Source organism: Parabacteroides sp. CT06 (assembly GCF_002257605.1).
Taxonomy (GTDB): Bacteria; Bacteroidota; Bacteroidia; order Bacteroidales; family Tannerellaceae; genus Parabacteroides; species Parabacteroides distasonis.
The window spans coordinates 2,014,332-2,028,041 of the sequence record NZ_CP022754.1; the positions used below are offsets into that span (position 1 = coordinate 2,014,332).

At 47.4% G+C, this 13,710-nt stretch carries 18 protein-coding genes and 1 riboswitch; of the genes, 16 read left to right on the forward strand and 2 right to left on the reverse strand.

What is annotated here, in order from left to right; genetic code table 11:
* The first annotated feature begins 13 nt into the window (after positions 1-13).
* From CI960_RS08720 to CI960_RS08775, 13 genes are all read left to right on the forward strand, one after another.
* Positions 14-571 carry a hypothetical protein gene (locus tag CI960_RS08720; RefSeq protein WP_005857129.1) on the forward strand — a complete coding sequence of 186 codons (558 nt, stop codon included), beginning with the start codon at positions 14-16 and terminating at the stop codon, positions 569-571.
* A 213-nt stretch (positions 572-784) separates the two neighbouring features.
* Complete coding sequence (locus CI960_RS23385; protein ID WP_005857127.1) at positions 785-952, forward strand: hypothetical protein; 168 nt, start codon at positions 785-787, stop codon at positions 950-952.
* A 237-nt stretch (positions 953-1,189) separates the two neighbouring features.
* Entirely contained in the window at positions 1,190-1,675 is a 486-nt protein-coding gene (locus CI960_RS08725) for an HU family DNA-binding protein (protein WP_005857125.1), read from the forward strand.
* A gap of 90 nt (positions 1,676-1,765) precedes the next feature.
* The gene (locus CI960_RS08730) at positions 1,766-2,263 is read left to right on the forward strand and encodes a L,D-transpeptidase (RefSeq protein WP_009275138.1); all 498 of its coding nucleotides are present in this window, start codon (positions 1,766-1,768) and stop codon (positions 2,261-2,263) included.
* 20 nt (positions 2,264-2,283) lie between these two features.
* Positions 2,284-3,009, forward strand: a complete 726-nt coding sequence (locus tag CI960_RS08735; protein ID WP_005857120.1) for a DUF4412 domain-containing protein — start codon at positions 2,284-2,286, stop codon at positions 3,007-3,009.
* A 33-nt stretch (positions 3,010-3,042) separates the two neighbouring features.
* Positions 3,043-3,720 (forward strand): hypothetical protein, encoded by a 678-nt coding sequence (locus CI960_RS08740; protein WP_005857118.1) that lies wholly within the window; start codon positions 3,043-3,045, stop codon positions 3,718-3,720.
* A gap of 21 nt (positions 3,721-3,741) precedes the next feature.
* Complete coding sequence (locus CI960_RS08745; protein ID WP_005857116.1) at positions 3,742-4,092, forward strand: hypothetical protein; 351 nt, start codon at positions 3,742-3,744, stop codon at positions 4,090-4,092.
* Positions 4,093-4,098: 6 nt separating this feature from the next.
* Positions 4,099-4,395, forward strand: coding sequence for a hypothetical protein (locus CI960_RS08750; RefSeq protein WP_005857114.1), 297 nt, complete (start codon positions 4,099-4,101; stop codon positions 4,393-4,395).
* The gene (locus tag CI960_RS23905; protein ID WP_080598096.1) at positions 4,298-4,573 is read left to right on the forward strand and encodes a zinc-ribbon domain-containing protein; all 276 of its coding nucleotides are present in this window, start codon (positions 4,298-4,300) and stop codon (positions 4,571-4,573) included. Before CI960_RS08750 ends, CI960_RS23905 begins: the two co-directional genes overlap by 98 nt.
* Before the next feature lie 33 nt (positions 4,574-4,606).
* Positions 4,607-5,122 (forward strand): zinc-ribbon domain-containing protein, encoded by a 516-nt coding sequence (locus CI960_RS08760; RefSeq protein ID WP_005857112.1) that lies wholly within the window; start codon positions 4,607-4,609, stop codon positions 5,120-5,122.
* A gap of 31 nt (positions 5,123-5,153) precedes the next feature.
* Positions 5,154-5,741 (forward strand): DUF4870 domain-containing protein, encoded by a 588-nt coding sequence (locus tag CI960_RS08765; RefSeq protein WP_005857110.1) that lies wholly within the window; start codon positions 5,154-5,156, stop codon positions 5,739-5,741.
* Positions 5,742-5,767: 26 nt separating this feature from the next.
* Positions 5,768-6,823: a zinc-ribbon domain-containing protein gene (locus tag CI960_RS08770; RefSeq protein WP_005857108.1), complete on the forward strand. Its 1,056-nt coding sequence runs from the start codon at positions 5,768-5,770 to the stop codon at positions 6,821-6,823.
* 31 nt (positions 6,824-6,854) lie between these two features.
* Positions 6,855-7,775, forward strand: a complete 921-nt coding sequence (locus tag CI960_RS08775; RefSeq protein WP_005857106.1) for a hypothetical protein — start codon at positions 6,855-6,857, stop codon at positions 7,773-7,775.
* Positions 7,776-7,844: 69 nt separating this feature from the next.
* Here the strand turns inward: CI960_RS08775 and CI960_RS08780 are convergent, their stop codons facing one another.
* The gene (locus CI960_RS08780) at positions 7,845-9,512 is read right to left on the reverse strand and encodes a formate--tetrahydrofolate ligase (RefSeq protein ID WP_005857104.1); all 1,668 of its coding nucleotides are present in this window, start codon (positions 9,510-9,512) and stop codon (positions 7,845-7,847) included.
* 393 nt (positions 9,513-9,905) lie between these two features.
* Here CI960_RS08780 and CI960_RS08785 point away from each other — a divergent pair, with 393 nt between their 5' ends.
* Complete coding sequence (locus CI960_RS08785) at positions 9,906-10,418, forward strand: hypothetical protein (RefSeq protein ID WP_005857102.1); 513 nt, start codon at positions 9,906-9,908, stop codon at positions 10,416-10,418.
* A gap of 48 nt (positions 10,419-10,466) precedes the next feature.
* Here the strand turns inward: CI960_RS08785 and CI960_RS08790 are convergent, their stop codons facing one another.
* The gene (locus tag CI960_RS08790; protein WP_005857099.1) at positions 10,467-11,171 is read right to left on the reverse strand and encodes a precorrin-2 C(20)-methyltransferase; all 705 of its coding nucleotides are present in this window, start codon (positions 11,169-11,171) and stop codon (positions 10,467-10,469) included.
* Positions 11,172-11,237: 66 nt separating this feature from the next.
* Positions 11,238-11,437: riboswitch (cobalamin riboswitch) on the forward strand.
* A 62-nt stretch (positions 11,438-11,499) separates the two neighbouring features.
* On the opposite strand from CI960_RS08790, the gene CI960_RS08795 reads away from it, so the two are divergent.
* Both CI960_RS08795 and CI960_RS08800 read left to right on the forward strand, forming a co-directional pair.
* Positions 11,500-12,663, forward strand: coding sequence for an ABC transporter substrate-binding protein (locus CI960_RS08795; RefSeq protein ID WP_005857097.1), 1,164 nt, complete (start codon positions 11,500-11,502; stop codon positions 12,661-12,663).
* A gap of 9 nt (positions 12,664-12,672) precedes the next feature.
* A complete protein-coding gene (locus CI960_RS08800) occupies positions 12,673-13,710 on the forward strand; it encodes an iron ABC transporter permease (protein ID WP_005857096.1) in 1,038 nt (345 codons plus the stop codon).

The following is a 13,710-nucleotide window of genomic DNA, read 5'->3' on the forward strand; positions in this document are numbered from 1 at the left end:
GGAGGTCTGGAACTTGATCTTCCCGGAGTTCGGTATCCGGACGGAGTTGGCCGTGGCGGTTGTCTTCCCCGAATTGGTTCGTTACTCGGCCTTGATGGACTTTATGGAGACAACAGCCGTCAAGGCGCTTTACCAGCAAAAGGGGGTAAAGGGAGCCGATTTCTCCATTGGCCGCTTCCAGATGAAGCCTTCCTTCGTGGAGGATCTGGAACGACAGTGGATGCGAACGGAATGGCGACACGAGTACGGGATCTATTTCGATCTCTCCGAGACGTTGGAGGCCCACCGCATATGCGTACTCCGGCTGGACGACCGGAACTGGCAATGTATTTATCTGGCCATGTTCTTGAAACTGTTATACCGCCGTTTCCCGGAACTGGCCGAGGAGGAGGATATCGAGCAAGTCCGCTTTTGCTCCACCGCCTACAACGCCTCGTTTTACGGCACCTACGAGCGCATCCGTAGCAAAAGCGCCCGCCGCTTCTACCATACTGATTTCATACCGACTCCCGGAACGAAGCGTTACGCTTATTCCGAGATAGCGGTCTTTTATTACAAGATAGCTCTCTGACATGCTGGAATGATTTTTATTTCCCTCCCTTCAAATCGTTCCAGCACTATGTGAAAGCAAGACACAAACGGGGATAGATTCTGGTAGACCCGTCGGAGACTCCGGAAGCGCAGGGATTCCTTCCCTCTGGCTTCCGGGGAATCCGATTCCCGACACCGGCTTCCCCTTATGAAGTGACAAGAATTAAAGAAACGAACGATAAAAAGAATGACTATGGCCAATTACGGTAAATATGGATTCCTTCCCGCCATCGCCCTCTGCCTTCTTTGGGCGACGGAGGTATCGTGGGCGCAGGTGAAGCTCGTGCGGATGCCCGTCGTTGAGAAGAGCGGTTCAATATCCTCTGGGAAGAGTATAATACGCTTATGGAGAATCAATTAAACACCGAGACGAAGCAAACACCCGCACAAATGCAAGGCGAATCGGGCGACGGTGGCCAGAGGGGAACGCTGGGGAGTCATCGACGAGCAAGACCATCGTGCGACGTTAACGGTGTCACACGTATGACATCAGCTGCCTCACACGTGCGACACCTAGAGCCTCACGCCTGCAAGACCGGCAACGAGAATAGAGAGAAATAACAATTATCACATTATCAACAATTTAAAACAAAACAAGATGGCAAAGTACAAGTTAATTAAGAAAGTGAATCCGCAGAAAAGACAGGAACCTGGCAAATGGTACGCGACCCCCAAAAGCGAGACCCCGCTCTCGGGCAAGGCGATGACGTGCGCCGCCACCGCCAACACCACTACTGCTCCCATCGAGATGGAGGCCTCGCTGGAGCTTCTGGCCAAGTTCGTGCCCCAACAACTCCAGCAGGGACACACGGTGAAGATACCGGGCTTGGGTACTTTTCGCCTCACCTTCAAGAGCGATGGCGTGGAAGATATTAACAGTTTCCGGGCGAACAGCATGATCAAGAACGTCCGGATCGTATTCACTCCCTCGAAAGAATTGCGGGAGAGCGTGCTCAGCGGCCTTACGTTCGAGGACGGCGGCGTACTGGAGGACGACATCAGCTACGCTTCTATAGCCGATTACCGTTTGGCCAAAGGTGTCCCGGAGGGCGGCGGAGACTCGGAAAGCCCGGGTGAGATTTAAGGTAACCATTAAAACAGGAACAGGATGAACATTTTCTCTTGCCATATACGCCGGATCGTGTTGTTGCTATTGGCACTCCTCTGAGTGCCGATGGCGACGCTACGGGCGCAGGAAGAAAAAGCGGACGGCACGAACCGGGTGATAGTATCCAAACAGGATATGCGGATAACCGTTCTTTGTCCGCAAGGCGATACGCTCGCCGTTTTTCCCATCGCTTGCGGACGCAATTACGGCGACAAGCAGCAGGAATGGGATTTCCGGACACCGGAAGGGCATTTCGTGATAGAGTCCGTGGAAGATACCTCCCTTTGGCCGCGAGACTCGACGAGGCAAGAAACTCCCGGCGAGATATACGGCCCCCGCTTCTTCCGCTTGAAAACACCCGGCTTCACGGGCATCGGCATACACGGGACCGCCAACCCCCAAGTGATACCCGGACGGATAACGATGGGCTGCATACGCCTCAGCAATGAGGACCTGAAAGCCTTCTCCCGGCTGGTGGACGTAGATACAAGGGTGGATATCCTGCCCGACAAAGGGAGAGAACGCGGCTCGCTTTCCAAGCTAGCCCGGGACGATGATTACTAACAACACTAAAAGGAATGGACATGAAAAGGTTAATCTTATTATTGATATGCGCGCTGTACGTAACGACGGCGGCGCAGGCGCAAATTTCTTTCTATGGTGAGTGGTGCCGGAAAGGGAGTGGCGAAAAGACCATCATGATCTTCGATATGAAGGAAAAGAAAGCCTACGTGATGAACGAGGCCCGGAAGACCTGCATGGTGATGGAGGAGATCGACAAGTTATCCACCAATAAGCTGGTGGGTTACGACTGGGAAGTGTCTCACTCTACCTCCCGAGAGTTTTTGGGCATGGAGGAGATAGACGGTAAGGAGTGTGCCCACTACTATGTCAAGAGCGAATCGATCTACAAGGATGGCGGCAAGGATGGCGCCGGCTATCACGAATGGATTTACTCGCCCATGAAGGTATCGAACTACAACGGCTGCATCGCCCACGACAATACGGTGTATGTGATGGACAGGACCATCGTGCTTCGCCGCGTCAAGATGGGGCCGCAACCGGCGCACCTCTTCCAAGTGCCCGAAGGGTATCAAATGACTGTGATGCCTGCCGGCGGCCTGCTGGAGATGATGACGGGGAAATCGTGCGAGGAGAACACCCAAAAAGTGGACGAGACACGCGATGCCATCCAAAAATCCAATGAGCAGATCAAGGAGCAACTGAAAGAGGTCAACGACAAGAGCAAGAGCGACGAGGAACGGATGAAGGCCTTGCTCGAGATGCTGGGCGGACAGAAGAAGAAATAGAGAAAAATTATTCACTTTAAAATAACAACGATTATGAAAACGAACATTAGATTTCTAGTTATGATCGCCGTTTCCTTGCTGACGGTATTGGGAATGAGCGCGCAAGAACCTTTCTTCCTACATAAGGAAGGCGTGAAACTGACTTACGCCGACAAGGACAAGAAAGGAAAGATCAACAGTTACACGGAGACTACCGCTACAAAGGTGACGGGAGACGCGGACAACTGCACCGTTACCTACTCGATGATGGTGATGGACAATAAAAAGAACCCGGTGCTCAAGCAACCGATGACACAGACATTCGAGGTGAAGAATGGCACGGTGACCTACGATCCCAAGTCGTTGGTAGGACAGATCATGGAGGGCATGCAAGTAACCGTGACCGGAACACCCTTCCAACTTCCCTCCAATGTCAAGGTAGGCGATACCTTCGGCGACTATACCATCACCTTGAACTTGGCCGGCATCAAGACCAATACGGAGGTGACGGGCGTGAAGGCCGTGGCCGAGGAAACCCTCGACGTGAACGGGACGAGTATCGACTGCGTCGTGATTGAGAACACTACCGTATCGAAAGTGATCGGTATCAAGCAGACCGCTATCCAGAAGATCTGGTATGGCCACGGCATTGGCCCTGTGAAGACAAACATGTATAACAAGAAGGGAAAACTGATGACAAGCCAAGAGCTAGTTTCAATAGAAGGATTGTAAACCATTAAAAACATACGTATCATGAAACAGACATTATTTACATTCATGTTCATCATAAGCCTCGTGCTTATGACGGCATGCGGAGGTTCGCCGGTAGATAAAGCCTTGGCAAAACTGGATGATGCCATTGAAAAGCTGGAGAAAAAAGGAGATAAGATGACCAAGGACGAGATGGATGCCATCATGAAAGACTTGGAGGAACCCGTTAGCGTATTGAACAAAACGATAGAAGACAACGAGGTGGGAGGTGTCACCAAGATCAAGATAATCGCCAAGGTGACGAAACTGACGGCGCTGGCCACGAAGGTCGGGATAAAGAATCTGGATATGGGAGATTTCTCGGATAAGGCGAAAGGAACTAAGAAAGAGTAAGGTGGTATGGGAGATATTTTAACAGGAATCGTAAAAGGCTTGTCCGGATTCATGCTGCAGGATGATCCCGACGTGAAGATATTCAATGCCCAGACCGAGATGAAAGAGTTCTCGGAAAGGGAGGGAAAGATCTATGCCCGTCTCGGACGGCAAGTATATGAGACGGATGGCGGCGAGAACTATCCGGAGATAAGGGCAGAGCTAGATTTACTCGCAGCCAACAAGCAGGCGGCGGAAAGCCGCCCTCGAACGTGCCGAGGCCGAGGAACGTGCCCGCCGGGAAGCCGAGGAGCAGGAGCATAGCTGCCCCAATTGCGGGGCCTATAATCCGGAGGGAACCAACTTTTGCCAAGAGTGTGGAACCCGTTTGACGCAACCCGTGCAACAAGCGCCTGCGGCGAAACGTTTCTGCCCGAACTGCGGCACGGAAGTTATCGCCGGGCATCGTTTCTGCAGCGGTTGCGGAACAAAAATGGAATGATGTATAACAGTTACTTTAAAGAAAGGAGAAATCATGGCTTTTTGTACAAACTGCGGGACAAATGTCCCGGATGGCATAAAATTCTGTACCTCATGTGGTACGCCGATGTCGGTACAGGCACAACCGCAAGCCCCGCCACCGCCCCAGCAAACCTATGTGCAGCCGCAACCTGCGCCTCAGCCACTACCGCAGCAGGCTTATGCCCCGCCATCGCAACCGGCTTACGCACAACCTCAACCGGGATACGTGGCTCCGGCGGGCGATCCGAACGCTCCGCTTCCCCCGGGAAGCAAGTATGAACCGATCACGACGGGTGGGTATATCGGTATCTTCCTGTTGATGCTTCTTCCGTTGATCAATCTTATCCTACTCATTATCTGGGCCTGCGGAGGCTGCCAGAAGGTGAACAAGGCGAACTTCGCCCGTGCGATGCTGATCATGATGATAATCGGTTCGGTCTTGTCGTTGCTGATGTTCTTCGCCGTACGGATGCTGTTCGGTAGCGAGATAGACAGCTTGATGGAAGCTTTCGGAGATCTACTCAAATAATAACAATACTAAAATTAGGAGGAAACAAATTATGGCATTCTGTGGAAAATGTGGACAACAAGTGAATGAAGGCGTGAGATTTTGCCCGGCCTGCGGATCACCTATGCAAATAGTTGCCGCCGAACCGAACAGGCAACAGACACCTCCGCCGGTACAACCGACCGATGCGGAATCAATGGCTAAGGCTACCGCCACGGCCGATGCCTTGAGCGACAAATTAAGTGGTATGAACAAGACCGCGGACCTGACCGACCAGTTCGATAAAGCCGATGTAGAGCAAAATAAGGTAATGGCTATCCTTGCTTATTTCGGGATTCTGGTATTGATCCCGATCCTTGCGGCCAAGGACTCGAAATTCGCCCGGTTCCATGCCAACCAAGGCTTGCTTTTATGCATCGCCATGTTTGGCTGGATCATAGCGGACTCCGTTCTGACCGCCCTCTTGCGGGCGATCCTATGGAGGGGATTGGGCTTATGGAGCATCTACTCTCTTTGCGGTACGGTATTGAACCTCGTTTACATCGTGTTTACGGTACTGGCAGTCATCGGTATCATTAACGCGCTGAACGGGCGAGCTAAGGAATTACCTATCATCGGTAAATACCGTCTGTTGAAATAGCATAATAACCCATAAATGTATACTTTATGACAGCAAAAGAGATTTTCTTCAAGACCCTGCAATTCGGTTGGATAAAACTAGGATTAGGATTGCTGAATATATTGATAGCCGTGCTGCTCTTCGCTATCTTGATGGGCATATCGGTCCTGTTCAATAGCGACGGAGTGGTAGCGATCATGTTTTTCATCTGGTTGGGACTTATAGGGGTAGTGAATTTCTTCTTGAATCACTACATCGGTTATCTCGTAAAAGCCGGGCATGTGGCCGTGATCGCGATGGCGTATCAAACCGGCTATGTACCTGCCAAACCCTTCGAGATGGGAAAGACGATGGTAAAGGAACGTTTCGGTACATCCAACGTGTATTTTGCCTTGGATAAACTTGTGGCGGGTTCCATTAAACAGTTACAACGTACGTTGGGACGTGTTACGGACAGTTTGCTCGGGGCGCTCCCCGGAGCTGACGGGATAAAGAGCCTCACCAACATGTTTCTCGATATCTCGTTGGGGTATGTGGACGAGTGCTGCTTAGGTTACACCTTTTACCATCCGGCTCAAAACCCTTATAAATCGGCGGCAGATGGTGTCATTATCTATTTTCAGAACTGGAAGACGTTGCTCAAGGATGCGGCGAAGACAACGGGGATGGTCATCTTATCGTTCGTGGTGGTTACGTTGATTGCGTTTATCCTCTTCGGTGGATTGTTCCGCTTGTTCGGCTGGAGCGGTTTCATGGCTTTCATTATTTCATTGTTGTTCGCCTATACAGTAAAGTATGCCTTTATTGATAGCTGGATCTTGGTGAAAATGATGAGCAGCTATATGCAAGTAGCTCCCGCCACGCAAGTTACTTTCGATCTGTATGGTAAGTTGAGCGGCTTGTCCGGTAAGTTCAAGGAGCTTTTCAAGAAAGGTAACGAGATGCCGCAACCGAATCCCACCGCTACTTCCGCAGCACAAGATCCTTTGCGACCGCAGATACCGGGACAGGTCTCAACGCCGGAAAGCCGCTTTTGCCCTCAATGCGGAATGCAATTAGCTCCGACCGCTACATTTTGCGGGAATTGCGGAGAAAGGTTATAGTTTTTAAGTTTAATCGTAAAAAATCAAGAATATGAAACGAGTATTATTTACATTGGTAGCCTGTTTAGTAGGTATTTCTTCATTGATGGCGCAATCATTCTCTCTTCCGGGGTATTTGTTTGGAAGATGTCCGGACTATAGTATTACCTATGACAAGAACGATGCGCAGGAACAGAAAGATGTTTATATATGCGATGGTAATAAAAGCGTGGTTCGTATAGACAGTTATAAATGGAACTCAAGTTCGTCTGATTGGGTATATGATGGCAAGACCGTGATGGAGAATGATAACCAAGGACGCACTTTGGTCGCTATCTCTTATTCGGCAGCCGACGTGGCAGGCGAGAAAACAGAATACACTTATACCGGAAATGGCTATGAGAAGTTCTCCGTCACTTCCTCCAGCTTTGAGGGAGGCGCATGGAAAGCCGAGGCGAAAGTGGATATAGAAGCCACTTTCAACAAAGATAAATATCCGGTCTCGATACTCATGACAGGTACGGCTGAGGGAGAGACGTTCAAGATGAAAATGGAGTGGTCTTACGATAAGAATGTCACGAAAACCTCGTCTTCCATTGATTTCGGTGGTAGTTGGATGCTTATGTCAGAAAGCAAGACGGAGATCGTGGACGCGGGAAACCCGATGATTTCGAAAAATTATCAGAAAATGTATTTCCCCGCTGAGACAAGCTGGGAATATTCAGGAAAGACACATGACTATTTCAATGGAACAACCTCTATCGCTCCTGTAGTAGAGGAGAACGAACTGAAACTTCATATTTATGGAGATGTGTTGGAAGTACAAGGAACGGAAAGCGGGATTTCTATTTATGCGATAACTGGAGGGAAAATGGCAGAGAGTAAGTCGAATCGTATTGACATCTCTCGCTTGCCAGCAGGAATCTATTTGCTAAATACAGCTAGAGGTTCTATAAAGTTTATTCATAAATAAGCAAAAGTAAGGTGCGCCTTACTGAATGTGTGAGGCGCACCTTTTTTATTTGAATCGTTTTACTGTCTATTAACTCAATCCCTCAATCATGCCATCCACGATATCGATCTTTCGGGCTTGCGGCTCTTTCGGGAGTCCCGGCATACGCATGATCTCGCCCATGACGACAACGATCATCTCGGCTCCGTTATTGATGATTACATCTCGTACTTTTAGTTCGAAATCTTTGGCGACCCCATAAGCTTTCGGATCGGAAGAGAATGAATATTGAGTCTTGGCGATACAGATCGGATAATGGGAAATACCCAAGCTTTCGATCTGACGCAATTTTTTATCGGCCAAAGTCGTATAAACAATCGAAGAAGCTCCGTATATCTTCTGGGCCACTTTTTGTACCTTCGTACGGATCGGATCATTCAGATCATATGTATATTGTAAAGGAGCGGAAGGATGATTTTCGATCGTATCAACCACTAAGCGGGCAAGCTCCGTACCCCCTTCACCGCCTTCGGCGAAAACGTTATTCATGGCGAATCCAACCCCTTTCTCCTCGCAATGCTCAGCCACTAACGCAATCTCCTCGTCCGTATCGGTAGCGAAACGGTTGAAAGTAACGATTACTTGCTGGCCGAAGCTCTTCATATTCTCAATGTGTTTATCTAAGTTAGCGAATCCGTTCTTTAATCCTTCGATATTCGGTTCCTTGATTTCTTTCTCCGGAACGCCACCATGAAGTTTCAAGCTCTGGGCAGTCGCTACGATGACTGTCAGTTTCGGTGAAAGCCCCGCTTTTCTACATTTGATATTAAAGAATTTCTCCGCGCCCAGATCAGCGCCGAAACCAGCCTCCGTAATCACATAATCTCCATAAGTAAGAGCCATTTGGGTGGCCGATATGGAATTACATCCATGGGCGATATTAGCGAAAGGACCTCCATGTACAAATGCGGGAGTATTCTCCGTTGTTTGTACAAGGTTCGGCAGTAATGCGTCTTTTAGCAATACGGTAATAGCTCCGGCTATGCCAAGATCATTTACCGTGAAAGGCTTATCTTCGTTTGTATAACCCAATAAAATATTTCCGACACGTCGTTTCAAATCCTCTATATCCGTAGCCAAGCAAAGGATCGCCATGATCTCTGAAGCGGGAGTGATGTCAAATCCGGTCTCGGTAGGGACACCGTTCGCCGAGCCGCCTAGACCCGATACGATGTTACGTAAGCTACGGTCGTTTACGTCAAGAACCCGTTTCCATTTGATCTCCTTCAATCCCTCGCAGGTGTTGCGGGTCTGATAAATATAGTTATCCAATAAAGCGGTAATCATATTGTGGGCGGAAGTAACCGCATGAAAATCCCCTGTAAAATGCAAGTTGATGTTTTCCATGGGAAGCACTTGGGCATATCCACCTCCGGCAGCACCACCTTTCATGCCGAAACACGGGCCAAGAGACGGCTCACGTAAAGCGACCACCGCTTTCTTCCCTATTTTATTCAGCCCTAAAGCCAGACCGATCGAAACCGTAGTCTTTCCGATTCCCGCTTTAGTGGGAGTGATAGCGGTCACTAAAATTAAATTATGCTGGTCCATTTGCTTTTTATCGATCAAATGGATAGGAACCTTGGCAATATACCTGCCATAATTTTGTACTTCCTCACGAGGGATACCTAACGTTGTCGCAACTTCCTTAATTTTACGCAAGTCTGTTTCTCTTGCTATCTCAATGTCCGATTTCATGTGCTTTATGTAAGTTTATATAGTTTGAACAAAGTAAATCTAATTTATTATAATAACAAAATGATACGGAACAAGGTTTTCCCCCTTTATGGAATAATAAGATTGTGTTATTTTGATATTTTTGTGCGAAGATGGCGAGGATCTTGCTTTTTGTGATAGCTGTCAGGCTTGAAATTAAACTTTTTGTAAAGTGAGCTTTGCAAAAATCATACGTTTTGCTTGTTGTACTTTTAAAGAATTATAAAATAGTCTTTAAAATTATTCATCTGTAATAATTTGATTAATTTTGTGATGTCACAACGATAAAAAGAAACCTAAAATGGTTTGGGTGTGATAAATTGAAACAGATAAGAGACTAATAACATTAGCAATATAATATGTAAATTTAAGGTTATGTCAACAGTAAGATTTAGTCAGGTTACATTTGCTACTAAATCGTGGGTAGCAGAAGCATGGGAAAAGATGGTAGTGGAATTGTTTAGCGGTCGTGTCGTAGCGGAAGTCAAACAATTGGATGAAGTATGTGAATCAAAGTGGGAAGTAGAATTGAAGAAGCTTCAAAACGAGGTTCATTCTTTATGTCATCATGCGATCCATCAATTGCTCCCGATAGCCGGCTCTTATCAACAGGCGTTACTGGATGACGTTGCCCAAGCCTATACGGTATACGCTCCGGAAGAAGCAGAGTCTATCTTCAACCGGGGAAACCAAGCGATCGAGGATATCAAAGGACATGTATCGGGTATTCGCTACAACGCTTGTAAAATGCGTGAGGCGAACCGTAAAGTAAGCGAGTTGGAAGATATGCACGCAAAAGCGGTCATGTACCATAATTCAGTGAAACCTTATATGGATACACTTCGTTTCCATATCGATCAGCTTAAGCATATATTGCATGTAGCGTAATAAGATGGGCTGTCCGGGTTTGGTTACTCTCCGGGCAGCCTTCTTCTTTTAGCGAGGTTGGATAATCAGTAGGGAGAAATAGGGGAAATCCTTGGAATGTATAGTGGCGATATCAGTAGTATAATATTCTTTTCTTGTTCCTACATTCTCGAAATAATGAAAAACCGCCTTATCCGCATACTGCCGGATACAAGTATGAATAGCCTCTTGGCAACCCGGTAATTTCATGATGACGATGATCATTCCATTTTCTATTTTTGCCGAAAGTTCATCGAACGACGCAGTCCCGGGGATTACGTTAATTTGCTCCTCTTGTTTTACGATATGTATCCCGGCCAAGGCACCTGCCGCTATAAATGCCGGAATTCCTGCGATTCGATCTACCGGGATTCCTGTTTCCTCGAATTTATCGTATACATATTGTATAGATGAATAAAAACCAGCGTCTCCCTCGGCGACGATCACGATTTGTTTCCCTTTCAAATATTCAGCTTGGGCATCCAGAAACAATTCGTTATAAGCGTTTAACGCATCTGTCCGTTCCTTACTCATTGGCAAAATAAACGGATGGATCAAGGATTCGTCTACCTCAATAGCTTTCAATATATCCGTCGCCCGAGATATGATTCCATGCTTGCCTTGTGTAGCAGGACAATAGATAATATCAGCCTTTTGTAATGTTTTAAGCCCTTTCAGCGTAATTAATTCCGGATCACCGGGACCTAATGAGACGAAGTGAATAGGATGATTCATGTGTATCTGTTTTTATTTGAAACGCAAAAGTCCTTAAAATTGTGGATGTATACAAATATTCTTACTACTTTTGTCACTGTAACAGGCTCCGCTTATCTCTTTTTCCGGGAGGCGGATTAAAAGGGAACCGGGTGAGAATCCCGGACAGACCACGCTGCTGTGAACTTTTAAACATTCGGACAATACCTTGGCCACTGGTTTTGTAATCGGGAAGGCGTCCTGAATGGAAGTAAGTCAGAAGACCTGCCGGTTCATAAATAAATGTTGCTGTCCCGTGGAGCAGGACGAGAGTAACTGTCAATGATCAACTGTCAATTAAACAAGGATTATGAATAAGTTTATAGCGGGTGGATGCTTGCTTTTATCGGTATTGACTTTATCATGTACTTCAGGTATCCGTGAAAAAGGAGAAATAGGGAAGACGGCTTCCGTAGAGCAATCTGCGTTCTCGCAAGAGCAGGTTAAGCCTTTATACGCCCAAGGATTCAAGCTTACCTATGCGGATCAATATCTCTTGGCTGATATCCAAGATCCTCAAAATGAGGAAAGCACCACGTTTCATTATGCGTTCGTGAAAAGAGGTGCGAAACCCACGGGGATTCCCGCTGATTATACGGTGATAGAGCTTCCTATCCGAAGCGTTATCTGTATGACTTCCCTGCAATTATCGAACTTTATTAAATTGGGTGCCTTGGATAGGGTCGTTGGGATTACCAGTACACGGCATTTGTTCAATAAAGAGATGAACGAACGCCTGAAAGAAGGTAAAACCGCTAAGATCGGTATCGAGGGGAATTTCGATAACGAGGTTATCATGAGCATGAATCCTGATTTGATCCTTGTATCGCCATTCAAGCGGGGAGGCTATGAGACGCTGAAAGACGTGGGTATTCCCTTGATTCCCCATTTGGGTTATAAGGAGACTACGCCATTGGGACAGGCCGAGTGGATCAAGTTCGTAGGCTTGCTGTTGGGGATAGAGAAAGATGGCAATGAGCGTTTCGCCACCATCGAGAAGAGGTATAATGAATTAAAGGAACTTACGGCGGATGGTAAGGTTAAAAAACGTCCGATCGTTTTTAGTGGCGAGTTACGGGGTGGAAACTGGTATGCCGTAGGAGGAAAGAGCTTCTTAGCGCAACTTTTCAAGGATGCCGGCGCTGATTATTTCTTGAAAGATGATGAGCGATCCGGTGGTGTTACATTAGACTTCGAGACGGTCTATAACCAAGCGGACGACGCTGATTATTGGCGTATCGTGAATAGTTTCCCGGGAACGTTCAGCTATGAGGCATTGAAAGAGCAAGATCCTCGTTATGAGGATTTCCGTGCGTTCCGGGAGAAAGGAATTATCTATTGTAATATGAAGAACACGCCGTTTTATGAGAGTATGCCGACAGAACCGGAGATCGTCCTAGCGGATTTGCTTCATATCTTTCATCCGGATTTATTACCGGATCATGAGTCGGTCTATTATTCTCGACTTAAATAAGGAACACTGATGAGACATTCAAATACCCTATGGATGCTGGCGATTGTCACGGCTATTTTTGTTCTAATCTTTTTGAATTTGGTGTTGGGGTCAGTCTCTATTCCTCTTCAATCGGTTTGGCATATTATCTGGAATTTAGGAAATGAGCCTATTACATGGCAGAATATTATCTGGAAATCCCGACTACCACAGGCATTGACAGCGTTGGTAGCGGGAGCTGGCTTATCCATCAGCGGCTTACAGATGCAAACCGTTTTCCGTAATCCATTGGCCGGACCTTCGGTCTTAGGTATCAGTTCGGGAGCGAGCATGGGTGTCGCTTTCGTGGTGTTGTTAAGCGGTAGTTTAGGGGGCGTTGCCTTGAGTAAACTTGGTTTTATGGGGGAGATCGCCTTATCGATAGCGGCCGTGATCGGTTCCTTATCCGTGATGGCGCTGATCGTGTATGTTTCCCAAAAGGTAAAAGGAAATGTCACGTTGTTGATTATCGGTGTGATGATCGGTTACGTGGCAAACGCCGTGATCGGTGTACTTAAATTCTTTAGCGTCGAGGAGGATATCCGTGCATACGTGATTTGGGGATTGGGTAGTTTCGCCCGTGTTTCCGGTAATCAGATGACGTTGTTCGTGATTCTTATGACAATCTTGATCCCTCTCTCGTTCCTGCTTATCAAGACCATGAACTTGATGCTTCTTGGGGATAGCTACGCACGCAATTTGGGACTTAATATCAAGCGGGCCCGTTTGTTGGTTATCACCTCGGCTGGGGTCCTTACGGCGATTGTCACTGCTTATTGCGGACCTATTATCTTCTTGGGGCTAGCCGTTCCGCATTTATGCCGGGCCATATTTCAAACTTCCGACCATCGGATTTTAATGCCTGCGGTCTTATTCGCCGGTGCGGCGTTGGCGTTGATCTGTAATTTGATCGCCCGTATGCCGGGGTTCGAGGGAGCGTTACCTGTCAACTCGGTAACCGCTTTAGTAGGTGCTCCAGTAGTGGCCTCAGTATTATTTAGAAAACGTAAGAATGAATTGAACGAGTAA

Excerpts from the sequence above, each read along its gene's own strand:
- CI960_RS08730 (WP_009275138.1), top strand. The coding sequence starts at position 1,766 with ATGGCGACGCTACGGGCGCAGGAAGAAAAAGCGGACGGCACGAACCGG.
- CI960_RS08740 (WP_005857118.1), top strand. The coding sequence starts at position 3,043 with ATGAAAACGAACATTAGATTTCTAGTTATGATCGCCGTTTCCTTGCTG.
- CI960_RS08790 (WP_005857099.1), bottom strand. The coding sequence starts at position 11,171 with ATGAATCATCCTATTCACTTCGTCTCATTAGGTCCCGGTGATCCGGAA.
- CI960_RS08780 (WP_005857104.1), bottom strand. The coding sequence starts at position 9,512 with ATGAAATCGGACATTGAGATAGCAAGAGAAACAGACTTGCGTAAAATT.
- CI960_RS08725 (WP_005857125.1), top strand. The coding sequence starts at position 1,190 with ATGGCAAAGTACAAGTTAATTAAGAAAGTGAATCCGCAGAAAAGACAG.
- CI960_RS08735 (WP_005857120.1), top strand. The coding sequence starts at position 2,284 with ATGAAAAGGTTAATCTTATTATTGATATGCGCGCTGTACGTAACGACG.
- CI960_RS08795 (WP_005857097.1), top strand. The coding sequence starts at position 11,500 with ATGAATAAGTTTATAGCGGGTGGATGCTTGCTTTTATCGGTATTGACT.
- CI960_RS08760 (WP_005857112.1), top strand. The coding sequence starts at position 4,607 with ATGGCTTTTTGTACAAACTGCGGGACAAATGTCCCGGATGGCATAAAA.
- CI960_RS08770 (WP_005857108.1), top strand. The coding sequence starts at position 5,768 with ATGACAGCAAAAGAGATTTTCTTCAAGACCCTGCAATTCGGTTGGATA.
- CI960_RS08745 (WP_005857116.1), top strand. The coding sequence starts at position 3,742 with ATGAAACAGACATTATTTACATTCATGTTCATCATAAGCCTCGTGCTT.
- CI960_RS08750 (WP_005857114.1), top strand. The coding sequence starts at position 4,099 with ATGGGAGATATTTTAACAGGAATCGTAAAAGGCTTGTCCGGATTCATG.
- CI960_RS08765 (WP_005857110.1), top strand. The coding sequence starts at position 5,154 with ATGGCATTCTGTGGAAAATGTGGACAACAAGTGAATGAAGGCGTGAGA.
- CI960_RS23385 (WP_005857127.1), top strand. The coding sequence starts at position 785 with ATGGCCAATTACGGTAAATATGGATTCCTTCCCGCCATCGCCCTCTGC.
- CI960_RS08785 (WP_005857102.1), top strand. The coding sequence starts at position 9,906 with ATGTCAACAGTAAGATTTAGTCAGGTTACATTTGCTACTAAATCGTGG.
- CI960_RS08775 (WP_005857106.1), top strand. The coding sequence starts at position 6,855 with ATGAAACGAGTATTATTTACATTGGTAGCCTGTTTAGTAGGTATTTCT.
- CI960_RS08800 (WP_005857096.1), top strand. The coding sequence starts at position 12,673 with ATGAGACATTCAAATACCCTATGGATGCTGGCGATTGTCACGGCTATT.